This is a genomic window from Flavobacterium sp. LC2016-13 (assembly GCF_009707955.1).
Classification (GTDB): domain Bacteria; phylum Bacteroidota; class Bacteroidia; order Flavobacteriales; family Flavobacteriaceae; genus Flavobacterium.
In genome coordinates, this window is record NZ_WMDQ01000009.1 from 103,690 (window position 1) to 127,463 (window position 23,774).

Consider the following 23,774-nt stretch of genomic DNA (forward strand, 5'->3'; position numbering starts at 1 on the left):
TCTGTTAATTTCTATACAGATATAATCGCTTCAGTAACTTTAATACTTTTTATTCAGGCAGCTAATTTGTCTAAAAAAGTTTAATTAGTTATTTCAAAAAACACTTCGTTCTTAAATGAAAAAACACATTTCCAAGCTCAAAATGCATCCTCAATATGATTTTGTGATGCAATGGGGGAAATTGATAAGTATTACAGGTGGAGCTCAGGTTTTAATTCAAATTGTCAGTTTTGGTTGTGGTATTTTTATTATTAGGAGTTTTTCAATTGCAGAATATGCTATTTACACACTTGCTAATACGATGTTAGGAGCTATGAATATCTTAGCAGATGGAGGAATTGTTTCAGGCGTGATTGCTGAAGGTGGTAAAGTTTGGCAAGATAAAAACAAATTGGGTTCTGTTATTGCAACAGGAATGAATCTTAGAAAAAAGTTTGCTATTGGTAGTGTTTTAATTGCCGGATCAGTTTTGGTTTATTTATTAATTCATAATAATGCAAGCTGGTATTATTCCCTTTTAATATTACTCTCATTAATTCCCGTTTTTTACGCCAATTTGTCTGATTCTTTACTCGAAATTGCTCCAAAATTGCATCAGGATATTAAGCCTTTACAAAAAAACCAGTTAATGGCAAACTTTGGAAGATTGTTATTAACGATTCCTTCTGTTTTTTTTATACCATTTACTCCTATTGCAATAATTGCTACTGGTATTCCAAGAATCATAGCTAATATAAAATTAAAGAAAATCTCAGATAAGTTTGTAAGTCCAAACCAAAAAGAAAGTGTTACAGTACAAAGAAGTATCATGCAAATGGTCAAACGAATTTTGCCGGGAGATGTATACAATATTTTTTCAACCAATATAACAGTTTGGATTTTATCGATATTAGGCGCAACAAGTTCTATTGCACAAGTAGGAGCATTATTTAGAATTGGAGCTATTCTGTCTCTATTTACAATTGTATTTAATACCATCATAGTACCTCGATATTCAAGATTACAAGAAGTTAGAGAAGAATTATGGGAAAAGATGATAAAAATTCAATTGCTTCTATTAGTAGTAAGTTTTATGATTGTCTTTTTTACCTGGCTTTTTTCCAGCCAAATTATTTGGTTATTAGGAGCTAAGTATGAAAATTTAGATTCTGAATTAATTTTAACTGTAGTTATCTTTTGTCTAAATATAATGTCTACTATAATTTATACTCTTTGTAGAGGACGCGGCTGGGTTATAAATCCAATTTTAAGTATTGGAATTAATTTATTATCCATAATAATTGGTGCTTTTATATTTAACATACAGACTTTAAAAGGAATTCTAATATTCAATATCACGATATCTGCTATTCTTGTAGTAATGCACGGAGGGTACTCATATTTTAGACTCAATCAATTAAAAGCATAAATATATTTATGAGTAAAAAGACTAAATACGAAGTAAATATCCAAAACAGATCACCATTCCGTTATTACCTTGGAGTGGTAGCAAGGTTAAGAAAACATTTGTATTATTCCTATTCAAGGTATATTGCCCGAAAAAATGGGGCTATAATTGGTAGTAATGTAGTTATGCCGTTAGCATTGGCTAAAAAAGCAAATAGCAATCTTATCATTGGAAACAATACTTCAATACAAAGTGATTTGATTGATTTAAGAGCAAAAATTAATATTGGTAATAATGTAATCATTGGTTCTGGAGTGGAAATAATTACCTGTAGCCATGAAATTGATTCACCTGATTGGGAATTTAAACCGTATGGCATTACAATCGAAGATTATGTGTGGATCGCGACGCGGGTATTTATTTTGCCATCTTGTAGAAATATAGGCTATGGAGCCATTTGTGCGGCAGGCTCACTTGTAGCTAAAAATGTTGAAAAAATGCATATAGTTAGTGGTAATCCGGCAGTGTTTTTAAAAACCAGAAAGCAAGTTCATACTGATTTGGTAGTGTCATCGCTTTTAGGCGGTGACCTTGTGAAATACATGCAAGCAAGAAGATCTGAAATTCAAGTTGATTAGATTTTAATTATTAGCATTATAAAAACTATGAAAGTTATTGTTTCACACCCAACAGGTAATCAAAATTCAAGAAATACTGTTGAAGCTTTGCAGAAAAATAATCTATTAGATTCATTTTATACAACTGTAGGTGTTTATGATGATAATTTTCTAACAAAGATAAATGTTGATATTTTAAAGCAAGTATCTAAACGTTCTTATTCATCAGACTTAAAAGGGAAGATAAAGTTTCATCCTAATCTTGAATTATGGAGATTATTATCTGTAAAATTTAAATTGAAACATTTTTATAAATTTCCAAATTCAAGATTTTCAGTTCAGAATGTTTTTGAAGATTTTGATCTTTTTGTGTCAAACAATCTATTTAAAAATAATGCAGATATTGTTTTTGCTTATGCGGGAACTGCTTATCATACATTTTGTGAAGCATCAAAACATAATATTTATAAAATATATGAGCAACATGCCTGTTATTGGAAATCTTTTGAAAGTATTACTGCTCAGGAAATAATAGATAATCCTAAATGGGCCAATAGTATTAATAAAACCTTTTTAGAAAGCAAAAGCAAAGACAGACTTGATTTTGAAATTGAGATGGCAGATAAGATTGTTGTCGCCAGTAAATTTTGTGCAGATTCAATTCCATCAAATTTTAGAGATAAGACCAGTATAATTCCATATGGTTTTCCTAAACCTTTTCAGAATAGAGAGTACATAAAAAACAAGAAATTAAAAATATTATTTGTTGGTAATCTATCTCAATTAAAAGGACTTTCGTACCTCTTTGATGCAGTTTTTCCTTATAAAGAGTTTGTGGAACTTACCCTGGTTGGGTCGATGCCAACTGAAAATACAGAGATATTAAATAAAAAATTAAGAGAGCATATATATCTTGGTACACTTACAAATGATGAAGTGCTGGCTCAAATGAGATTACATGACTTATTGATATTTCCAACTTTATTTGATGCATTTGGAATGGTAATTTCTGAGGCTATGGCTCAAGGAACTTCTGTTATTACCACAACGAGCAGTGCCGGATCTGAAATAATTGATCATAAAAAAAATGGCTGGGTTATTCCTCCTAAATCTACTGATGCAATAAAAGAGATTATCGAGATACTCCTTTCAGATCGTAATCTTGCCATATCTATGGGAGAAGAAGCTTTGAAGAAATCAAAAAGCAGAAATTGGGAAATTTACCAATCTGAAATCGGCAATTTTATAGCAAACATAAAAAATCATCAGACATTTTAAGAAACATAATTTGATTAAAAAAAGAGTATCTAACAGAACAATAAAAAAAGCTATCTGGATTTATTGCTTTCTTTTAGTATTTGAAGGGGCATTAAGAAAATGGATTTTCCCCTCTCTTTCTAATGAAATATTACTTATAAGAGATCCGCTTGCGCTCTTAATTTTATTTTTAGGATTTAAGAATAATTTATTTTCAGAAAAAAATGTAATGAGTGTAATGATGTTTTTAGGGATATTTTCATTTATTGCTACACTAATATTTGGACATCAATCATTAAATATAGCAATATATGGTCTTAGACCTTTTATTTTGCATATCCCTGTTGCTTTTGTTATTGGCTCGGTTTTCGACCGGGAATCTGTAATTAAATTAGGAGTTTGGACTATGTATTTACTAATCCCAATGACTATGCTTTTGATGATTCAGTTTTACAGTCCACAAAGCGCTTGGGTAAATAGAGGTGTCGGCGGAGATGTAGAAGGTAGTGGTTTTGGAGGAGCCTTAGGTTTTTTTCGCTCGTCAGGCACGTTTTCTTTCATAAATGGATTGAGCTTGTTTTACGGTTTAGCTTCGGCTTACATGTTTTACTTTCTTCTTGATCCTAAATATTTGAAAAGATTGATTTTAGTGTTATGTGTAATTGCAACTATTTTATCCATACCATTTACAATTAGTAGAACTGTGTTTTTTCAAAATATTTTGTGCCTGTGTTTTTTCTTATTTGTTTTAATAAGAAGGCCAGAATCTCTTAAGAAGGTTATTCCGGTATGTCTTTTTATGGGTTTAATAATATTCTTTTTTGCAGATAATAAATATGTGTCAACTGCAAGTGAGGCTTTTACACATAGATTTTTAGATGCTAATCAAACAGAAGGTGGAGTAAGTGGCTCTCTTGTTAATAGAACTTTTGGGACATCTTTAAGTGATATATTCTCGTCTAATGATCTTACTTTTTTTGGAAAAGGTATTGGGATGTATTCAAATTTAGGAATTCAAACATTTCATCTTAAAGATTATAAAGAAGCCGATTTCGAATGGCTAAAAATTATTACAGAAATGGGATTAATATTTGGATTAATATTTATTCTATTGCGCGTTAAAATTGTAATTACTATTTTTTTTAAAGCTTTAAAAAAGATAAATCAAAACGATTACCTACCATGGATGTTACTTAGTTTTGGATCTATGATAATTTTATTGGGTCAACTTTCCCAGCCAACTGCTTTAGGTTTTTTTACATTGATATTAGGACTTCTTATAGCATCATTAAAGAAGGAACAAACTGTAAAAGAAATTATTGATAAAGGTGAAACTGTTCTTGACAAGAAATACTTAAGAAAAAATATCATATAATTTATAAACGTCATTGTAACTGTAAATGAATTTCATTAAAATTTTAAAGATCCCGTATTATGCTTACAGGTTCTTGCGAGATATTTTGTTTTGTCTTGTAAATATAGGATATTGGAATAAATCATGGCGATTTCACGGCTTACCAATAGTTGAGAAGTTTAAAAATTCAGAGATAAAAATAGGTTCAAATTTTGTAGCATGCAGTGATCCTAAAAATAACACAATTGGTGTATTTCAAAAAGTAATTATTAAAACATGCATGCATTCTGCAGTTATTCAAATCGGTAATAACGTAGGGGTTTCCGGTGCTACTATTTCCAGTACCGCCGCAATCACAATTGGTAATAATGTTCTAATTGGGAGCGGTGTCTTGATAACGGACAACGATGCACATTCAGTAAATCCAAAATTCAGGAAAGATAAAAGCAAGATAATGTCTCTTCCTATTATAATAGAAGATGATGTTTTTATTGGTACGAGGGCTATTGTTTTAAAAGGAGTTACAATTGGTCAAGGAGCTTTAATCGGAGCAGGGTCAGTAGTATCTAAAAATGTTGAGGCTTTTGCAATAGTAGCAGGTAATCCTGCAAAAAAAATAGGAGATGTTAGAGATGAAAAATACCAATTATAAAAATTAAATGAAACGAATAGCCGTTTTATTAACCTGTTTTAATAGAAAAGAAAAAACAATTAAATGTCTAAATCAACTTTTTAAATTAAAAAATGATTTAGATATCTATCTAGTAGATGACGGTTCTACAGATGGAACTAGCGAAGCAATATTAAAAGAATTTCGGCAAGTAAATTTAATTGAAGGATCAGGGAATTTATTTTGGAATAAAGGAATGAATTTAGCTTGGGAGCATGCCGCCAAGAATGATTACGATTATTATTTATGGCTGAATGACGATGTTGTGATATATGAAAATTGTTTTGAAGAACTTTTTTATTGTGCAACATTAACCGAAAACAAAGCAATTATATCAGGAATTATTGAATCTTCAGATAAAAAAGACACATTATACGGAGGTTATGATTTTAATAAAAAACTAATCAAGCCAAATGGAAAGTTAAATGCGATTAAAAATTTAAATGGAAACGTCGTTCTTGTTCCGAAAAAAGTTTACGCTGTCTTAGGCAATTTGGATAATCATTATCATCATGATTTAGGAGATGTTGATTATGGACTTCGTGCTCAAAATAATGGTATTGGTGTTTATACAACCAGAATTGGTATTGCAAGTGGTGAGAAAAATGATATTTGTAGAGTAAGACAAAATAATACTACTATTCTAAAAAGATTTAAAAGGCTTTATGCTCCTTTAGGAGCTAATCCTAAGATTATATTTTACTTTAGAAATAAATATTTTGGTTTTGCAAATGCCTTCCTTTATGTTCTTTTTTTGCATTTCATTAATATTCTTCCTGATAGGCTTAATATTTTGCTTTTTGGCAATCGGTATGTTTGATTTCTCCAAAATATTCAATTAAATACAATGAAAATCCTCCGTGTTATTTCTTCTATGCATCCTAGAAAAGGCGGGCCTTGTCAAGGTATACGTAATGCAATTCCATATTTTAAAAAATTAGGAATTAGCAATGATGTAGTTTGTATGGATGATGAAAATAGTGATTATAATATTAAAGATGATTTCACTATTTATAAAGTAGGCACTGGAAAAACATCATATCAATATCAGCCAAAATTATTGAAATGGTTAGAAGATCATATTTTAGAATACGACTTTATCTGTGTTCATGGCCTTTGGCAGTATCATAATTTGGCAGTACATACTGTCATAAAAACATTAAATAACAAAAATCAGAATGTACCAAAAGTGATTATCATGCCTCATGGTATGTTAGATCCTTATTTTCAAAAAGCCCGAGAAAGAAAATGGAAGGCATTGCGAAATGAAATGGTTTGGTCTTTTATAGAAAAAAAATGTATTAATCATGCTAATGCCATTTTTTATACTTGTAAAGAAGAAATGAGATTAGCGGCGACGACTTTTAAAAATTACAGACCTAAAAAAGTATTTAATGTAGGATATGGAATTCAATTGCCTCCTGAAAAGAATGTTGATTTTAATGCAGCTTTTTATAAGACTTGTCCAGCTGTTGAAAATAAAAAGTATGTACTTTTTTTGAGTCGTATTCATCACAAAAAAGGAGTTGATTTATTGATAAACGCTTACAATGAAATATGTCGCGAAAATTCAGATTTACCTGATTTAGTAATTGCAGGACCAATAGATTCGGATTACGCACAGGAGATGATAAAATTAGCTTCTGTAAACCAGAAAATACATTTCTCCGGAATGTTAAAAGGTGATGCAAAATGGGCTGCGTTTTATAATTGTGAAGCTTATGTTTTACCAAGTCATCAGGAAAATTTTGGTATTGCTATAGTTGAAGCTATGGGCTGTAAAAAGCCAGTGCTGATAACTAAAAATGTAAATATTTGGAGTGAGATTTTGAAAGGAGAGGGAGGATGGATAGTTGATCTGGAAGAAAAAAATGGTTTAAAAAGTGCTCTTGCTGAAATAGTTAATGAATCTCATGAAAATTTATCAGCAAAAGGAAGAAAAGCTTTTGAAACCTACCAAAATCATTTTGATATAGAAACTTGTGCAAATAAATTTATCCAAACATTAAAAAGTATTTAATGGAAATTCCAAAGTACATTGATACAATACCTAAATCTGATAAAATATATAGATTGGGATGGAGACTTGTATCATTGCTTTTTTTTAAGCCATTCTCATTACCATTTTTTAATGGTTGGCGTATTTTTTTACTAAAACTTTTTGGAGCTGAGATTGGTGAAAATTGTAATATTTATGCTTCTGCTTACATTCCATCGCCAAGAAACTTAATTATGGGAGTTCATTCTACATTGGGTCCTCAGGTACAATTACATATTGGTAAAACGATAATAGGAAACAAAGTGACTATTTCACAAAGAACTTATCTATGTAGTGCAACACACGAAATAAATTCTATAAACCTTCCTTTTATAGCAGGTGAAATAGTTATTAAAGACTTTGTTTGGGTAGCTGCAGAGGCATTTATTATGACAAATACAATCATCGGAGAAGGGAGTATTGTGGGAGCTAGAGCTGTTGTTATAAAAAATGTTGAACCCTGGACAATTGTTGCCGGAAATCCTGCAAAAACTATTAAAGAAAGAATAATAACAAAATAGTATTTCTTTTTAATTGAAGAATTAAAATAATTATGATTTCAATATTAATACTTACTAAAAACGAAGAACAAGATTTACCTGGCTGCCTTGAATCAGTATCGTGGAGCGATGATATCCATGTATTCGATTCCTATAGTGAAGATCAAACTATCGCTATTGCTGAAAAAGCAGGAGCAGTAGTAACACAACGTATTTTTGATGGATATGCTTCTCAAAGAAATGCGTCTCTTCAAAGTGTGAATTTTAAATATCCTTGGATTTTTATTTTAGATGCTGACGAACGAATACCAAATGAATTGATTTCAGTCCTGTTAGAAAAAACAAAAAATGCTAAAGAAAATACAGACGGATTCAGAATTAGACGCAGAGATTATTTGGGTAATACATGGTTAAAATATTCGCAAATATCACCCTTTTATGTCCGTCTTATTAGAAAAGGCAAAGCAAAATATCACAGAGAAATAAATGAAGTACTCTTAGTTGAAGGAGAAGTTGAAGAAATAAACGGCTATTTTGACCATTATCCCTTTTCAAAAGGATACGTTCACTGGCTCGACAAGCATAATACTTATTCTACGATGGAAGCTAAGCGATGGTGCGATGAACAAATTAACGGCGAAAAATTTTCATTAAAAAAAGCAATTTTTAATAAAGATTTTTCAGATATGCGTTACCATCAAAAAGGGATTTTTTATAAACTCCCGGGTCGTCCATTAATAAAATGGTTTTATATGATAATCATCAGAAGAGCATTTTTAGATGGAAGCGCAGGTTTTACTTATGCGACTTTACAATCAATCTATGAATATTTTATTGTCTTAAAAAGTAAAGAGCTCCTCAATAAAAAAAAGAATTAAGCTATTTTTTAATAAAATTTATGAAAGTTTCCATAATTACGGTTTGCTACAATCGAAAAGCAACCATAGCGCAATCTATCGAAAGCGTTTTAAATCAAGATTATCCTAATATTGAATATATTGTTATAGATGGTAATTCATCAGATGGCACTCAAAATATTATAGAATCCTACTCAGGTAAAATTACTCAATATATTTCTGAACGTGATAAAGGAATGTATGACGCCATCAATAAAGGCTTAAAATTAGCTACTGGAGATATAGTTGGTTTAATGCATTCTGATGATGTTTTTTATGATTCAAAAGTTGTATCTAAAATTGTAAACACTTTTAATACTACATTATCTGCTGATGCTGTTTATGGAGATGGTATTTATGTTACAAATGATGCGAATGAAAAAATAGTTCGCAACAGGATCGGAGGTCAGTTCAATTTCGAAAAATTGAAATCAGGTTGGTTGCCATTACATCCTACAGTTTATATTAAAAAATCTGTTATTGAAAAATTGGGTTATTATAATTTAGATTTTAAAATAGCCTCAGATACAGAGTTTTTATTACGCTATTTATATAAGCATAAGATAAATATTATCTATTTAAATGAATATATAGTAAAAATGAAAATGGGAGGTTTAAGTACTAATTATAAAAGAGTATTCGAGGTTTTGTCCGAAGATTACAGAATTTATAAATACCACAACATTTCCGCTTTTAAAACTGTTTTTCAGAAAAAATTTTTGGCTTTGACACAGTATTTAAAATAATACAAACCACGAAAGATTATAAGATTTTTTACAAATGAAAACTTTAAATAAATTATCGAAATACAATTTTTCCCGCTATTTCAAACTTTTTTTTGTAGTCTGGGACATTATTTTATTGAATATAGCTATTGTGCTATCGTCACTAGCTAGATATCATAGTCTCAATGAACTTTTTTCAACACAAGTACAAACTATTTCCCTACTAACCAATTTAATATGGATCATTTTACTTTTATATAATAATTCGTTTAAAATTATAAGAGTCGAGCCTATAGAATCGATATTAAAAAGAACTATAAAAAAATTCATTATACATTCTTCCTTAATTACAATTTTTGTTGTTTTTCTAAACTATACTGAAATTTCAAGAGTTTGTCTGCTCTATTTTTATTCCTTTTTTTTCACACTACTTATGATTTCTCGCTATTTGTCAATAAAGGTTTTGAAATATATAAGAGCAAAAGGATACAATTTTAAAAGTTTTATTGTTGTGGGCGCCAACGATACTGATGAAAGAATACGCAAAATGTTAGCAAAAGACCTTACTTACGGATATCGTTTTTTAGGCTTTTTTGATGAAAAAGTAGATCCATTTGCTTTTATTTCGGGTCCTGTAGTTGGTGATTTTGATGATCTTGAAGGATTTATTCTTAGAAGAAAGGTTGATGAGATGTATATAGCACTGCATATTGACAATATTTCAGTCATTAACAAATTGATACAGATTTGCGAGCACAATATGGTGCGGATTAAATTTATTCCTGATTTTCAACTTTATACAAAGTCAAATAAAGTAGAAATTTCGTTTTATGAGAATACACCAGTTCTAATGTTTCGTCGAGAACCTTTAGAACTAACAGTAAACAGAATTATAAAACAAGTCTTTGATTTTTGTTTTTCATTAGCAGTGATTTTATTAATATTTCCGTGGTTATTTCCTATCCTAATGATGATTATTAAAATTGAATCTCCAGGGCCAGTGTTTTTTAGACAAGAACGTTCAGGCCGAGACAACCAAAGTTTTACTTGTTTGAAATTTAGAAGCATGTGTGTTAATTCTTTATCAGATTGTAAACAAGCAGGAAAAGGAGATAGTCGTATTACTAAATTCGGATCTTTTATTCGCAAAACAAGTATCGATGAATTACCTCAGTTTTTTAATGTTCTCTTTGGCGATATGTCCGTAGTAGGACCGAGGCCTCATATGGTAAATCACACCAAGCAATATAGTGAGTTAATTAATAATTATTTGGTCCGGCAATATGCAAAACCAGGAATTACAGGCTGGGCCCAGGTAAATGGCTTTCGTGGTGAAACAAAAGAGATTATCGATATGGAAAACAGAGTAGAATATGATATCTGGTATATTGAAAATTGGAGCCTGCTGTTAGATATTCGAATTGTTATTAAGACCGTTATCAATATGTTTAAAGGAGAAGAAAACGCATATTAAATCTTTAAATAGTAATCTTTTTTCTCCCAATTCTAAAAATAAAACTAGTACCTATTTATATCCAATAATGTTTTTTATAATCAATACTTATTAAATAATCCTATACTTAAATGAAACAAAAAAACTTTATTTATATTAAAACATTTTGCCTTTTAGTATTCCTGTTTTTGCTTTTTTCTTGCGGCTCAAGAAAAGATATAGTCTATTATCAAAACATTGATAGTATGGCTACACAGCAACACATAAATTCTTATGAAGTCAAAATTCAGCCCGATGATTTATTAATGATTATAGTTTCTGCTGAAGATCCTGAAATTGCTATTCCTTTTAATTTATCAACAGTTACCATAGCAAATCCAAATAAATTGGAGATGGCAGGAGGACAACAAATTATTCAATCCTATTTAGTGGATCAAGCTGGAATGATAAATTTTCCTGTTTTAGGAAAACTACAAGTAGGAGGCTTAACCCGTTCAGAAGTATTAAAATTGCTAAAAGACAAAATAGGAGTTTATATCAAGAATCCGATTATCAACCTGAGAATTACAAATTTTAAAATTTCGTTGCAAGGAGAAGTAAATTTACCAGGTACTTATACCATTTCATCAGAAAGAGTCACTTTAATTGAAGCCTTAAGTATGGCGAAAGATCTAACTATTTACGGCAAAAGAGATAATATTTTGGTAATTAGAGAAGTAAATGGTGAAAAATCATATAATAGAGTAGATATTACTAAATCAGACTTTATTAATTCTCCCTTTTATTATTTGGCTCAAAATGATGTAATATATGTTGAGCCTAATAAAACAAAAGTAAATGCATCCGCAGTTGGACCAAATACTGCAGTTATTATATCTGCGATTTCTATTTTAGTATCGCTTTCTGTTCTAATATTTAAATAAATCGAAATAGTATAATGCAAAGAGAAGATTTTTATAATGATGAAATCGAAGATGTTAATCTTCGTGAACAATTAGATAAATATATAATTCACTGGAGATGGTTCTTATTAAGCATCGTAATTTGCTTAACCATTGCTTTTTTGTATTTGCGATACACTACTCCAATTTATGAAGCAACCACTACGATATTGGTTAAAGATGAAAAAAAAGGAGGAATGCTTTCAGAATTATCCGTTTTTTCAGATTTAGGATTAGGAGGGGCTTCTGTTAATAATTTAGACAATGAAATAGAAATATTAAAATCAAGGACTATTGTTGAAAGTACTGTAGAAAAATTAAATTTAAATATAGCTTTAATTGCAGAAGGAAGTGTAGTAGACAGGGATATTTATAAAGACGTACCAATAAAAGTAAATTTCATTAGTAAAACAGTTTTGTTCAATAATGCTAAAGTTGTTTTAAAATGTAATTTTTTAACGAAGGAAACTTTTGAATTTACAAATTATAAGGAAAATGAGAATATAATTTTATCTACTAAGAAAGTATTTAAATATGGTGAAAAAATACCAACCAGTTTAGGGATTTTAGTCATAAATAAAACAAATGCTTTTGACGAAAATAATTTTAAACATTATAATTCTATTAGTATTTCTATTAGTCCTGTTGAAAACGTTGCTGAGAGCTATAAAATCAGATTAAAAGTAGAGCCAATAAGTAAAACTAGTAGTGTGGTTAATGTATCTATTTCTGATCCTGTACAAAAAAGAGCAGAAGCTTTTTTAGATAATATGATTCGGATCTATAATGAAGATGCGGCACGAGACAAGAATTTTATTTCTGAAAATACCTCCAGATTTATAGCGGGCAGATTAGCTTTAATCGCGCAAGAATTAGATGGAGTAGAACAAGATGTAGAAAGTTTTAAAAAATCAAACAGATTAACTGACATTGAATCTGAAGCAAAACTTTTTATTGAAGGTTCAAATGAATATGATAAAAAGGGAGTAGAAACGGAGATTCAGCTAAATGTAGTTTCTTCTTTATTAGATTTTATAAAAACAAGCACCAATTCTGATCTACTACCAACGAATCTGATTACCGATAGTGGCGATACAGGAGGATTAATAAGTTCTTATAATCAGCTGGTTTTAGATCGTAATCGTATTTTGAAATCAGCGACAACTGAGAATCCATCTGTGATAAAATTAGATCAACAGATTACTTCTTTAAAATTAAATATGGCTGAAAGCCTAAAACGTTTGCAGTCTAATTTGCAAATTCAAAATAAGAATATTCAAAATCAGGAAGGTGTTCTGGATAGTAAAATAAGTAAGATTCCCGCACAGGAACGACAATTTAGAGTAATTGCCAGGCAGCAAAAAGTAAAAGAAGAATTATACCTGTATTTGTTGCAAAAAAGAGAAGAAACGGCAATTTCGTTAGCAGCTACAGAACCCAATGCCCGTGTTATAGATGTTGCTAAAGCGGGAAGAAACCCTGTAAGTCCGAAGAAAAAAGTTATATATCTGGCCGCAATGTTATTGGGATTATTAGTTCCTTTTGGAATTATTTATGCAGATGATTTACTAGATACAAAAATTAAAAGTAAACAGGATTTAGAAGGTAAGACACAAATTCCTTTTGTTGGCGATATACCAACATCTAATGATATCGAAGAATTAATAAAAGCAGAAAGCAGGACCAGTTCTGCCGAAGCAATTAGAATTGTGCGGACAAATCTTGAGTTTATGTTAAATAAAGTTCCTGATGGAATTGCGAAGACTTTATTTGTAACATCTACATTTCCGGCAGAAGGTAAAACATTTATAGCGGTTAATTTAGCTGCAACATTTGCTTTGTCAGGAAGAAGAGTGCTATTAATAGGCATGGATATCAGAAACCCAAAATTTAGTGAATATATGGATGTTCCGACTTTTGGCTTAACAAACTATTTATCATCAGCAGATAAAGATGTTAGAGATTATATTATCAAACATCCTGGTTATGAGAATTTCTTTATCCTTCCTTCGGGTATAATTCCGCCTAATCCGGCCGAATTGTTAATGAGTAAAAGAGTAGATCAGCTTTTTGAGACATTGAAAAAGGAATATGATTACATTATAGTTGATACAGCGCCTGTTAGTTTAGTTACAGATACTTTATTGGTTGCTAAAAATGCAGATACTTTTGTTTATATAATGCGTGCAAATGTCTTAGAAAAACGAATGTTATCAATTGCAAATTCTTTATACAGAGAAAATAAATTACCAAATATGTGTATTGTACTTAATGATACTGATTCTTCAAAAGCTTATGCGTATGGATATGGATACGGTCCTAAGGAAGCAAAAAAACATTGGTTTAGAAAGTTTTTTTCTTAATGGGTAATAGCATAAAAAAAGGCGATTCAAATATTTGAATCGCCTTTTTTTATGCTATTTTGTGTTTAAAACTGTTTTGTTTAAAATTTAAAAAATTGATTATTTTTTATGATTTCTTTTAAAGGAGCAATGTTTTTTACTTTTATTTTTTGACTGAAGGCCGCTATATGATTATTATGATGAACATCAGAGCCCGTAAAATCATACATTCCCTTTTTTAATAACTGATCGGCAACCTTCGTAATTCTCTCTCCATAATAACCTACTAAAGACAATAAATTTAGTTGAAATAAACATCCGGCTTTTTTCAGTTTCTCATATTCATTAAAGTTTTTATGATAAAATAAATATCTTTCAGGATGTGCTAAAACCGGAATATATCCTGCCACTTGCAAATCGAAAAGTATTTTATACAATTGTACTGGAGCATTCATATAAGACATTTCGACCAAAACGTAATTATCTTTTAATGTTAGAAGTTTTTCAGATTTAAAATGATTTTCAAACCAGTCATCCATGAAATATTCTGCTGCAGCATGAAGTGGAACTTTTACGTTGTGGTTATTTAATAAAAGTTTAGTTTCAGAATGGTTTGCAATAATAGTCTGCGGTGAATTATTCCAAATATAATGGCTAATGTGCGGTGTAGTTATAAATTGATAAATACCAATTTCTTTTAGCGCTTTAACAAGTTTTGTTGTTTCGGTTATAGTTCTTGCACCATCATCAATTCCCGGTAATAAATGAGAATGAATATCTGTATAATCGCCAGAAAGAAGGTCTTTTAAGTACGGTTTTGATTTAAAAAATGATAGCATTTGACAAAAGTAATTAAATTGGCAGAGATTTTCTTACTGATTAGTGTATTATTTACAAGAATTAATATTTAACAGCTGTTGAAAGATAATTTTGCATTTAATTAATTATGTTATAATTTGCATTGAAAAAAATGTAATAATTTATGAAAATTAAAGAAAATTTATATAATCAAAGAATTATTTCAATAGACGCTTTACGCGGAATTACAATTTTTGTAATGATTTTTGTAAACGAATTATCAAGTGTCAAAAATGTGCCACAATGGATGAAGCACATGCCGGAAGATGCTGACGCGATGACTTTTGTAGATTTAGTTTTTCCTGCCTTTTTATTTATTGTCGGAATGTCGATTCCATTTGCGTTTAATGCCAGATTAATTAAAGGTGATAGTACAAAAATAATTTGGACACATACTTTAAAAAGAGCTTTGGCTTTAATTATAATTGGCGTTTTTATGGTGAACGCTGAATATGGTTATGACGCTTCAAAGATGATAATTGCACCTGCATTTTGGGGACTTTGGGCTTATGCAATGCTAATTCCTATTTGGAATAAATATCCGAAATATTTTTCGTTTTGGTTAAAAAATATACTTCAATATGGTGGAATCTTAGTTTTGATAACGCTTTACTTTTTATATGTTCAGGAAAATACGGGTGATATTGGGATGACGCCAAAATGGTGGGGAATTCTTGGGTTAATAGGTTGGGCATATCTTTTTACCGTGATTTATTATTGGCTTGTTTCAGGAAAATTATGGGCAATGATTACTTTTTTGGTTGTTTGTGTTGTTGCTAATTCAATTAATTTAACAGAAGGTTTGACATTACAAAAAGTGATCTGGTTTAATTTTATAGCAGGACATTTAACGCATGCTTCATTAGTTGCCGCGGGAGTTGTTATTTCATTATTGTTTTTTGATCGAAAAATTCCACTTAAAATTAATTGGGCTGTTATTGCATTTGCTGTTTTGTTTTTTTTGGCTGGATATTTTCTGAGACCATATTATGGAATTTCTAAAATAAAAGGAACCCCATCCTGGACAATGTTCTCTGCTGCAATTTGTACCGTTCTCTTTTATTTTCTCTACTGGTTAATGGAAGTTAAAAAGCAAACCAAATGGAGTAATTTCTTCATGCCGGCAGCGGCAAATCCTTTACTAATTTATATTTTGCCAGGCGTAATTTATTATTTTAATCTGGCTTTCAATATTAAAATTATTCCGGACTATTTTCGCGAAGGTGTTCCAGGAATTATTTGGAGTTTAGTATTTTCGACTATAATGTTATTGGTCATGAAAATATGCAATAAATACAAAATTCAATTGCATTTATAAAAGACCTTCCTATTCCAAATAATATAAACTTTAATCACTTTAGAATTTTTTCTATTTATTCTTTTCAAAACTATCGATGTATCTTAATAAATTCTAAATTTGTAGGAAAATATTCTTAGTTTGCTTTTGATGAATAATTCGAAATTAAAGTTAATAGTACTTGTTTTTCTTATTACTCCATTTTGTTATTCGCAAAATGACAGCATAACTATGGAGAAAAAGGATATTCTGGATGTTATATATAAGATTTTCAATAAAAACGATTCTATAAGAAAAATTAAAGATAAAAAAGTAGCCTTTTCGTTATTACCGGTTCCTATCGATGCCAATTCGAGTTCAGGATTAGTAGTTTCATTTTTAACAACTTTTTATTTAGGTGAAGATCATAAAACAACAAAAATGTCGCAAGTATCTTTTTCTCCCTATTTCAGTTTTAGTAATCAGTATGTTTTTCCTTTTCAGTCATATATTTATACCAAGGATAATAAATGGAATTTTATTGGCGATTATCGTTATCTGATTTATCCTCAGCTCACATATGGTTTGGGAGAACATAATACGAAAGATGAAATGTCAACTTTAGACTATCAGCAATGGCGGTTTTATCAATTTATTACCCGAAAAGTAATTGGCGATTTTAGACTGGGTATGGGTTTAATGTTAGATAATTACCAAAACATTTCGGAGAAATCATATATAGATGAAGAAACAGATTATGTGAAATATATGAATGGAGATTTTTCAGATGAAAGTTCTTTCGGTTATGCATTTCAGGCGTTATACGATTCCAGAGAAAATAATGTAAATCCTGAACAAGGTTTGTATGTCGAGGCCGATTTACGAATAAATACAAGCGGAGCAGAAGGAAAAAAATGGAAATCACTTTATATTGATGCCCGAAAATATCATTCATTTAATAAATACAAACATAGAGTTTGGGCTTCGAGAGCTTTTTATTGGGCAACATTTGATGGTAAACCTCATTATCTCGATCTTCCCAGTATAGGTTGGGATCGTGAAGGAAAAACTGGAAGGGGATTTACAAAAAACAGATATCGCAGCAATGCATTGCTTTATTTCGAAACCGAATATAGAACTGACATTACCCGAAATGGTTTTTTTGGTGCCGTATTTTTTGCAAATATTTCATCTGTTTCAAAATTAGAAACCTATCAATTTGATAAATGGAATCCTGCTGTTGGAACCGGAATTCGAATTAAATGGAATAAACGAAACAACAGCAATTTAGCGCTAGATTTTGGTGTCAGTAAAAACGATTGGTCATTAAGGTTAGGATTAACAGAAAATTTTTAACTTTCAACAAAATCCACAGTCCCAATTTTCATGCAATTATCGGTAATTATTCTCAATTATAATGTACGTTATTTTCTCGAACAATGCGTTTTAAGTGTTCAGGAAGCCATATCTACACTTAATGCCGAAATCATAGTAATCGATAATAATTCTACAGATGATAGCTGTTTGATGATGAAACAGCGATTTCCGGAAATTAAACTAATTCAAAACAAAGAAAATTTTGGTTTTCCCAAAGGAAATAATATTGCTGTCGAACAAGCACAAGGAAAATACATTTGTATACTAAATCCTGATACCGTTGTTGCAGAAGATACCTTTAGTAAAGTTTTGGCTTTTGCCGAAAAGCAAATTGATCTCGGAATTATTGGTTGCAAATTAATTGACGGAACAGGAAGTTTTCTACCAGAAAGTAAACGTTGTATTCCAACACCTTGGGTTGCTTTCACCAAGTTTTTTGGTTTGTATAAAATTTTCCCCAAAACACATCTTTTCAATCAATATTACGCCCAGCATTTATCTGAAAATGAAACAGGAAAAATAGACATTCTGGTTGGCGCTTTTATGTTTATGCAACGAGATTTATATCTTGATTTAAAAGGGTTCGACGAAGATTGTTTTATGTATGCCGATGATATTGATTTGTCCTATCGTGTTTTACAAAATCGAAAATCAAATTATTATTTTCATGAAACTACCGTAATTCATTATAAAGGAGAAAGTACAGTAAAAGATGAAAAATACATGAAACGTTTTCAGGAAGCGATGAGGTTTTTTTATCAGAAGCATTTTAAAAAATCATTCTTTTTTGAGGTTTTTATTCAAATTGGAATTGTGTTTTTTTCTTTTGTTAAAATGTTTCAGGGAAAATCGAAACTAAAAGCTGTACCAAAAAGTTATGTTTTGTATTCTTCAAATGAAAAATTATCCGAAAAATTGACTCATATTTTCAAAAATAAAGTAGTTATTTTCGATTTCAAAAAAGAAAAAACAGTAAATTCGTCTCAGATTTTTAGGGGTAAAAGAGTAGAGATAATTTTGGATAATCAATATGTTTCATTCAAAAAATGTATCAAAATCATAGAAACTCTTAAAGATAAGAGCATTACTTTTAAAATTTTCCCCAAAAATGCAAATTTTATTATTGGAAGTGATTCAAGAAATGATAGAGGTCAAATTATAAAAATTGAGTAAAAAATTATATTAAATGTAATTTATATTTAAAATATTCAGTAATTTCGCAATCTGAAAATTAAAATCACCCTTGAGGTTAACAATATGGCAAGATTTGAATTAAAACTTCCTAAAATGGGAGAAAGTGTAGCTGAAGCAACCATTACAAACTGGTTGAAAGAGGTTGGAGACAAAATTGAAGCTGATGAAGCTGTACTGGAAATCGCAACTGATAAAGTAGATAGCGAAGTACCAAGCGAAGTTTCAGGAATTTTAGTTGAACAATTATTTGGCAAAGATGATTTAGTTCAGGTTGGTCAAACCATTGCAATTATAGAAACAGAAGGTGATGCACCGGCAGCAAAAGTAACAGAAGAAGTTGCGGCTCCGGCAGAAGTTGCAGAAATTGAAAAGACGATTGAAGTAGCTCAGGAAACTGTTACTGCCCCACTAAATTTTTCAGGATCAGATAAGTTCTTTTCTCCATTAGTAAAAAACATTGCAAAAGAAGAAGGTGTTTCTGTTGCAGAACTGGATAATCTTAACGGTTCAGGAAAAGACGGACGTATTACTAAAGAAGATATCTTAAAATATATTGAAGATCGTAAATCTGGTGCGATTGCTCCAACTCCAAAAGTTGTTGAAGAAGTTCCAAAACCTATAGAGGTTGTTTCACAAGTTGCTCCACAGGTTGTAGAACCAATAGTTCAAAAAGTTCAGCAAGCAGTTCCTGTTTCTGTAAATGGAGGTGATGAAATTATCGAAATGGACAGAATGCGCAAACTGATTTCAGGTTACATGATTACATCGGTACAAACTTCAGCTCACGTTCAGTCGTTTATTGAAGTAGATGTAACCAACATTGTAAAATGGAGAGATAAAGTTAAAACAGCTTTCGAAAAAAGAGAAGGTGAGAAATTGACTTTTACGCCAATTATGATGGAAGCTGTGGCAAAAGCATTAAAAGATTTCCCGGGAATGAATATCTCTGTTAATGGTGATTATATCATTAAAAAGAAAAATATAAATTTAGGTATGGCTGCAGCGTTACCAAACGGAAATTTAATTGTTCCTGTTATTAAAAACGCAGATCAGTTAAATCTTGTTGGAATGGCAAAAGCAGTTAACGATTTAGGAAACCGTGCAAAAGCAGGAAAACTAAAACCGGATGATACACAAGGCGGAACTTACACGGTAACGAATGTGGGAACGTTTGGAAGTGTTTTTGGAACGCCAATTATCAATCAGCCTCAAGTTGGAATCTTAGCTCTTGGTGCAATTCGTAAAGTGCCTGCTGTTATCGAAACTCCGGAAGGAGATTTTATCGGAATCCGTCAAAAAATGTTCTTATCGCATTCTTATGATCATAGAGTAGTAGATGGTGCATTAGGAGGAAGTTTTGTAAAACGCGTTGCCGAATATTTAGAAGCTTTTGATATCGATAGAGATTTTTAAGAAATAAAAAATTTATAAATATTTAACCCTTTTAACATTTTAGATGTTGAAAGGGTTTTCTTTTTCTGATAAATCTATATTCAAAGTAAGAATCCTAGAACTTTGTAAAAAAAACGGGGAAAATTCGTCTTTAAAATTTATATTTGTAGACTTTTAAAATTTAAATATGGAACTAAAACTCAACAAACCAATTTGCTTTTTTGATCTCGAAACCACTGGAATTGACATAGGAAAAGACCGAATAGTAGAAATTTCAATATTTAAAGTTTTTCCTAACGGAAACAAAGAAAGTAAAACCTGGTTGGTGAACCCTACAATTCCAATTCCACCACAAACAACAGCAGTTCATGGTATTACCGATGAAAAAGTGGCAAACGAACCTACTTTTAATGAACTGGCACCGCAAATTCATAATATGATTAAGGATAGTGATTTGGGTGGATTTAACTCAGATCGTTTTGATATCCCTTTATTAGCTGAAGAATTACTTCGTGCGGGAGTTGATTTTGACATGAAAAATAAAGTTTCGGTCGATGTTCAGACTATTTTTCATAAAATGGAAGAACGTACATTAAGTGCTGCCTTGAAGTTTTACTGCGGAAAAAGTTTAGAAAATGCACACTCGGCAGAAGCGGATACTATGGCAACTTACGAAATTCTGAAAGCACAATTAGATCGTTATCCTGAATTGGAAAACGATATGAAAATATTGTCTGAATTTACAACCCGTAAAAAAATCGCTGATTTTGCAGGAATGATTGCTTTTGATAAAGACAATGAAGAGATTTTTACTTTTGGAAAACACAAAGGCGCAAAAGTAGAAAAAGTGTTAGAATCAGAACCGGGCTATTTCAGCTGGATCCAAAATGCTGACTTTCCTTTATATACCAAGAAAGTCTTAACAGCTATAAAATTAAGAAAGTTAAATACTAAGTAAGGTTCTGAGGAACTAAGATTCTAAGACTCTGAGTTTTTTCTTGGTTTCTTGGCAACTTAGTGTCTTAAGTAGCTTAACAATTCAAAAAAAATGAAAATACTTTGTATCGGTAGAAATTATGCCAACCATATTGAAGAATTAAAAAACGAAAAACCTTCTGAGCCTGTCGTTTTTATGAAGCCGGATTCAGCTGTTTTATTAAAACAACATCCTTTCGTAATACCTGAATTTTCTGAAGAAATTCATCACGAAATAGAAATAATTGTTAAAATTAATAAAGTAGGTAAGTATATTGAACCTAAGTTTGCGCATAAGTATTATGATGAAATTAGTGTAGGTATCGATTTTACTGCCAGAGATTTACAAGCCCAATTGAAAGCAAAAGGTTTGCCTTGGGAAAAAGCAAAAGCCTTTGATGGTTCTGCGGTTATTGGAGATTTTTTGCCTAAAACCGATTTTGTTTCGATGGAAAATCTTAGTTTTGAGCTTACAAATAACGCACAAACAGTTCAAAAAGGGAATACAGGTCTTATGCTTTGGAAAATTGATGAACTTGTTTCGTACGTATCGCAATTCTTTACGCTTAAAATAGGGGATATAATTTTTACAGGAACTCCGGAAGGTGTTGCTGCCGTAAAACCAAATGACGTTTTAGAAGGCTTTTTAGAAGATAAAAAATTATTTAGAATACAAGTAAAATAATGGCTTTAAAATATAACCTTTCGAAAGTGTATGCGCTTTCAGATAATGATCCTGAATTTGTAAACGAAATTCTTAAATTATTTGTAACAGAAGTTCCTGAAGATTTAAAACAAATCAAAGAAGGAATCAAAAAAAAGGATCATAAATATGCTTACGCCTATGCGCACAAAATTAAACCAACATTAGATTTAATGGGTTTAAATGTGGCTTTTGAAGAAATTCTTCAGGTAGAAGCCTGGACAAAAGCAGAAGGCAAGAAAAAAGAAATTGTCGAAACTTTTAAAAGTATTAAGCTGCAAGTAAAAGAAGCTATCAAAGAAATTAAAAAAGACTTTGATGTTTAATTTGGGCGTGACCTTATTTTTGACCTAATTTAAATTAGGTCAAAAATAAGGTCGGGTCATTCACTATATCTTTTGTTCCAGAAATTTTTTGTTTAATGAGTACCTTTCGTTTGTCACAAAAGGATGCCGTTTCTACCCCTCACGCAAAATCGTTTCAATAAAACCTACTTTCTAATAATAACCTTACGATTAGTGATTTAAACTTCGTAAGAAAAATATTTTACGATATGAAAGCAACTATTATCACTATTGGAGATGAAATTTTAATAGGACAGATTGTAGATACAAATTCTGCATTTATTGCCAAATCACTTGATCGGATTGGAGTTGAAATTCATGAAATGATTTCGATCAGCGATGATAAAAAACATATTTTAGACACTTTTGCACAACTACAAAATAAAGTCGATGTTGTTTTAATTACAGGCGGATTAGGTCCGACAAAAGACGATATAACTAAAAAAACATTCTGTGAATACTTTGATGATGAGTTGGTTGTAAATCCGCAGGTTTTGGCTCACGTAACAGAATTAATCGAAGGTTTTTATAAACGACCAATTTCACAATTAAATAAAGATCAGGCTTTAGTTCCGTCAAAATGCACCGTTTTGCATAACAAAATGGGAACTGCACCAGGAATGTGGATGAAGAAAGAAAATACTGTTTTTATTTCACTTCCGGGAGTTCCGTATGAAATGAAATATTTAGTAGAAGAAGAGATCATTCCTAAAATAGTAAATGAGTATAAACGTCCTTATATTATTCATAAAACGATTTTAACGTATGGGCAAGGCGAGAGCCTAGTGGCAGAACGTATCGAAGATTGGGAGAATAGTTTACCTGAATTTATCAAATTAGCCTATTTGCCAAATCCGGGAAGAGTTCGTTTGCGTTTGTCTGCCAGAGGAATAAATAAAGAAGAATTAGAAGCAGCAATTGATGAAAATGTAAAATCTTTAGATGCTATTATTCACGATATTATAGTAGGATACGAAGAAAATGAAACGATAGAATCTGTAGTAGGAAAGTTACTTACAAAGCAAAATAAAACAATTGCAACAGCTGAAAGTATTACAGGAGGAAAAATTGCTTCAATTTTATCGGCTGTTCCGGGAGCTTCTAACTACTTTAGAGGCAGTGTAGTTTCGTACGCAACAGAGGCTAAAGTGAGTGTTCTCGGTGTTTCGCAGGATTTAATAGATCAATATTCGGTGGTAAGTGCACAAGTAGCTTCGGCTATGGCTTTGAATGTGAAAGAGATACTCAAAACTGACTATGCAATTGCAACAACCGGGAACGCCGGACCGACAAAAGGTGACTCGGATGCAGAAATTGGCACTGTTTTTATCGCTTTGGCAACTCCAAATGATATAATTGTTGAAGAATTTAATTTTGGTCAACCACGTGAGAAAGTGATAGATAGAGCCACGATTAAGAGTTTAGAAATATTACAGAAAGAAATTTTGAAAATTGTGCATTAATTTTTTGCTACA

The 23,774-nt window shown here is 30.9% G+C and carries 22 protein-coding genes; 21 read left to right on the plus strand and 1 reads right to left on the minus strand.

Annotation, left to right across the window (positions count from 1 at the left end):
• The first annotated feature begins 115 nt into the window (after positions 1-115).
• The 13 genes from GKZ86_RS18015 to GKZ86_RS18075 all read left to right on the plus strand — a co-directional run bounded on the left by GKZ86_RS18015 (position 116) and on the right by GKZ86_RS18075 (position 14,201).
• Entirely contained in the window at positions 116-1,408 is a 1,293-nt protein-coding gene (locus GKZ86_RS18015; protein WP_154784451.1) for a lipopolysaccharide biosynthesis protein, read from the plus strand.
• Positions 1,409-1,416: 8 nt separating this feature from the next.
• A complete protein-coding gene (locus GKZ86_RS18020) occupies positions 1,417-2,025 on the plus strand; it encodes an acyltransferase (RefSeq protein WP_154784452.1) in 609 nt (202 codons plus the stop codon).
• Between the two features lie 27 nt (positions 2,026-2,052).
• A complete protein-coding gene (locus GKZ86_RS18025) occupies positions 2,053-3,282 on the plus strand; it encodes a glycosyltransferase family 4 protein (protein WP_154784453.1) in 1,230 nt (409 codons plus the stop codon).
• Positions 3,283-3,292: 10 nt separating this feature from the next.
• Positions 3,293-4,636 carry a hypothetical protein gene (locus tag GKZ86_RS18030; protein WP_154784454.1) on the plus strand — a complete coding sequence of 448 codons (1,344 nt, stop codon included), beginning with the start codon at positions 3,293-3,295 and terminating at the stop codon, positions 4,634-4,636.
• A 25-nt stretch (positions 4,637-4,661) separates the two neighbouring features.
• Positions 4,662-5,267 carry an acyltransferase gene (locus GKZ86_RS18035; RefSeq protein ID WP_154784455.1) on the plus strand — a complete coding sequence of 202 codons (606 nt, stop codon included), beginning with the start codon at positions 4,662-4,664 and terminating at the stop codon, positions 5,265-5,267.
• Between the two features lie 7 nt (positions 5,268-5,274).
• Positions 5,275-6,105, plus strand: a complete 831-nt coding sequence (locus GKZ86_RS18040) for a glycosyltransferase family 2 protein (protein ID WP_154784456.1) — start codon at positions 5,275-5,277, stop codon at positions 6,103-6,105.
• A 27-nt stretch (positions 6,106-6,132) separates the two neighbouring features.
• Complete coding sequence (locus tag GKZ86_RS18045) at positions 6,133-7,305, plus strand: glycosyltransferase (protein WP_154784457.1); 1,173 nt, start codon at positions 6,133-6,135, stop codon at positions 7,303-7,305.
• Positions 7,305-7,844, plus strand: a complete 540-nt coding sequence (locus GKZ86_RS18050) for a putative colanic acid biosynthesis acetyltransferase (RefSeq protein ID WP_154784458.1) — start codon at positions 7,305-7,307, stop codon at positions 7,842-7,844. Before GKZ86_RS18045 ends, GKZ86_RS18050 begins: the two co-directional genes overlap by 1 nt.
• 32 nt (positions 7,845-7,876) lie before the next feature.
• Positions 7,877-8,701, plus strand: coding sequence for a glycosyltransferase family 2 protein (locus GKZ86_RS18055; RefSeq protein ID WP_154784459.1), 825 nt, complete (start codon positions 7,877-7,879; stop codon positions 8,699-8,701).
• A gap of 20 nt (positions 8,702-8,721) precedes the next feature.
• Entirely contained in the window at positions 8,722-9,465 is a 744-nt protein-coding gene (locus tag GKZ86_RS18060; protein ID WP_154784460.1) for a glycosyltransferase family 2 protein, read from the plus strand.
• A gap of 34 nt (positions 9,466-9,499) precedes the next feature.
• On the plus strand, positions 9,500-10,918 hold the full coding sequence (locus GKZ86_RS18065; RefSeq protein WP_154784461.1) for an undecaprenyl-phosphate glucose phosphotransferase: 1,419 nt from the start codon (positions 9,500-9,502) through the stop codon (positions 10,916-10,918).
• A gap of 110 nt (positions 10,919-11,028) precedes the next feature.
• Positions 11,029-11,820: a polysaccharide biosynthesis/export family protein gene (locus tag GKZ86_RS18070; RefSeq protein ID WP_154784462.1), complete on the plus strand. Its 792-nt coding sequence runs from the start codon at positions 11,029-11,031 to the stop codon at positions 11,818-11,820.
• A gap of 14 nt (positions 11,821-11,834) precedes the next feature.
• Entirely contained in the window at positions 11,835-14,201 is a 2,367-nt protein-coding gene (locus GKZ86_RS18075) for a tyrosine-protein kinase (protein WP_154784463.1), read from the plus strand.
• 80 nt (positions 14,202-14,281) lie between these two features.
• Here GKZ86_RS18075 and GKZ86_RS18080 read toward each other — a convergent pair whose 3' ends face one another.
• A complete protein-coding gene (locus GKZ86_RS18080; RefSeq protein WP_154784464.1) occupies positions 14,282-15,019 on the minus strand; it encodes a tyrosine-protein phosphatase in 738 nt (245 codons plus the stop codon).
• A gap of 143 nt (positions 15,020-15,162) precedes the next feature.
• On the opposite strand from GKZ86_RS18080, the gene GKZ86_RS18085 reads away from it, so the two are divergent.
• The 8 genes from GKZ86_RS18085 to GKZ86_RS18120 all read left to right on the plus strand — a co-directional run bounded on the left by GKZ86_RS18085 (position 15,163) and on the right by GKZ86_RS18120 (position 23,762).
• On the plus strand, positions 15,163-16,356 hold the full coding sequence (locus GKZ86_RS18085; RefSeq protein WP_154784465.1) for a DUF5009 domain-containing protein: 1,194 nt from the start codon (positions 15,163-15,165) through the stop codon (positions 16,354-16,356).
• Between the two features lie 210 nt (positions 16,357-16,566).
• Positions 16,567-17,670, plus strand: a complete 1,104-nt coding sequence (locus GKZ86_RS18090; RefSeq protein WP_154784466.1) for a hypothetical protein — start codon at positions 16,567-16,569, stop codon at positions 17,668-17,670.
• Positions 17,671-17,700: 30 nt separating this feature from the next.
• A complete protein-coding gene (locus tag GKZ86_RS18095; RefSeq protein ID WP_154784467.1) occupies positions 17,701-18,864 on the plus strand; it encodes a glycosyltransferase family 2 protein in 1,164 nt (387 codons plus the stop codon).
• An 84-nt stretch (positions 18,865-18,948) separates the two neighbouring features.
• On the plus strand, positions 18,949-20,298 hold the full coding sequence (locus tag GKZ86_RS18100) for a dihydrolipoamide acetyltransferase family protein (protein WP_154784468.1): 1,350 nt from the start codon (positions 18,949-18,951) through the stop codon (positions 20,296-20,298).
• A 166-nt stretch (positions 20,299-20,464) separates the two neighbouring features.
• Positions 20,465-21,235 carry a 3'-5' exonuclease gene (locus GKZ86_RS18105; RefSeq protein ID WP_154784469.1) on the plus strand — a complete coding sequence of 257 codons (771 nt, stop codon included), beginning with the start codon at positions 20,465-20,467 and terminating at the stop codon, positions 21,233-21,235.
• A gap of 90 nt (positions 21,236-21,325) precedes the next feature.
• Positions 21,326-21,937, plus strand: coding sequence for a fumarylacetoacetate hydrolase family protein (locus tag GKZ86_RS18110; protein WP_154784470.1), 612 nt, complete (start codon positions 21,326-21,328; stop codon positions 21,935-21,937).
• Positions 21,937-22,281 carry an Hpt domain-containing protein gene (locus tag GKZ86_RS18115; RefSeq protein ID WP_059116510.1) on the plus strand — a complete coding sequence of 115 codons (345 nt, stop codon included), beginning with the start codon at positions 21,937-21,939 and terminating at the stop codon, positions 22,279-22,281. The genes GKZ86_RS18110 and GKZ86_RS18115 overlap by 1 nt, the downstream gene beginning before the upstream one ends.
• A gap of 227 nt (positions 22,282-22,508) precedes the next feature.
• On the plus strand, positions 22,509-23,762 hold the full coding sequence (locus tag GKZ86_RS18120) for a CinA family nicotinamide mononucleotide deamidase-related protein (RefSeq protein WP_154784471.1): 1,254 nt from the start codon (positions 22,509-22,511) through the stop codon (positions 23,760-23,762).
• Positions 23,763-23,774 lie beyond the last annotated feature (12 nt).

Coding starts and splice junctions, on each gene's coding strand:
- GKZ86_RS18015 (WP_154784451.1), top strand. CDS start 116: ATGAAAAAACACATTTCCAAGCTCAAAATGCATCCTCAATATGATTTT.
- GKZ86_RS18020 (WP_154784452.1), top strand. CDS start 1,417: ATGAGTAAAAAGACTAAATACGAAGTAAATATCCAAAACAGATCACCA.
- GKZ86_RS18025 (WP_154784453.1), top strand. CDS start 2,053: ATGAAAGTTATTGTTTCACACCCAACAGGTAATCAAAATTCAAGAAAT.
- GKZ86_RS18035 (WP_154784455.1), top strand. CDS start 4,662: ATGAATTTCATTAAAATTTTAAAGATCCCGTATTATGCTTACAGGTTC.
- GKZ86_RS18040 (WP_154784456.1), top strand. CDS start 5,275: ATGAAACGAATAGCCGTTTTATTAACCTGTTTTAATAGAAAAGAAAAA.
- GKZ86_RS18045 (WP_154784457.1), top strand. CDS start 6,133: ATGAAAATCCTCCGTGTTATTTCTTCTATGCATCCTAGAAAAGGCGGG.
- GKZ86_RS18050 (WP_154784458.1), top strand. CDS start 7,305: ATGGAAATTCCAAAGTACATTGATACAATACCTAAATCTGATAAAATA.
- GKZ86_RS18055 (WP_154784459.1), top strand. CDS start 7,877: ATGATTTCAATATTAATACTTACTAAAAACGAAGAACAAGATTTACCT.
- GKZ86_RS18060 (WP_154784460.1), top strand. CDS start 8,722: ATGAAAGTTTCCATAATTACGGTTTGCTACAATCGAAAAGCAACCATA.
- GKZ86_RS18065 (WP_154784461.1), top strand. CDS start 9,500: ATGAAAACTTTAAATAAATTATCGAAATACAATTTTTCCCGCTATTTC.
- GKZ86_RS18070 (WP_154784462.1), top strand. CDS start 11,029: ATGAAACAAAAAAACTTTATTTATATTAAAACATTTTGCCTTTTAGTA.
- GKZ86_RS18075 (WP_154784463.1), top strand. CDS start 11,835: ATGCAAAGAGAAGATTTTTATAATGATGAAATCGAAGATGTTAATCTT.
- GKZ86_RS18080 (WP_154784464.1), bottom strand. CDS start 15,019: ATGCTATCATTTTTTAAATCAAAACCGTACTTAAAAGACCTTCTTTCT.
- GKZ86_RS18085 (WP_154784465.1), top strand. CDS start 15,163: ATGAAAATTAAAGAAAATTTATATAATCAAAGAATTATTTCAATAGAC.
- GKZ86_RS18090 (WP_154784466.1), top strand. CDS start 16,567: ATGGAGAAAAAGGATATTCTGGATGTTATATATAAGATTTTCAATAAA.
- GKZ86_RS18095 (WP_154784467.1), top strand. CDS start 17,701: ATGCAATTATCGGTAATTATTCTCAATTATAATGTACGTTATTTTCTC.
- GKZ86_RS18100 (WP_154784468.1), top strand. CDS start 18,949: ATGGCAAGATTTGAATTAAAACTTCCTAAAATGGGAGAAAGTGTAGCT.
- GKZ86_RS18105 (WP_154784469.1), top strand. CDS start 20,465: ATGGAACTAAAACTCAACAAACCAATTTGCTTTTTTGATCTCGAAACC.
- GKZ86_RS18110 (WP_154784470.1), top strand. CDS start 21,326: ATGAAAATACTTTGTATCGGTAGAAATTATGCCAACCATATTGAAGAA.
- GKZ86_RS18115 (WP_059116510.1), top strand. CDS start 21,937: ATGGCTTTAAAATATAACCTTTCGAAAGTGTATGCGCTTTCAGATAAT.
- GKZ86_RS18120 (WP_154784471.1), top strand. CDS start 22,509: ATGAAAGCAACTATTATCACTATTGGAGATGAAATTTTAATAGGACAG.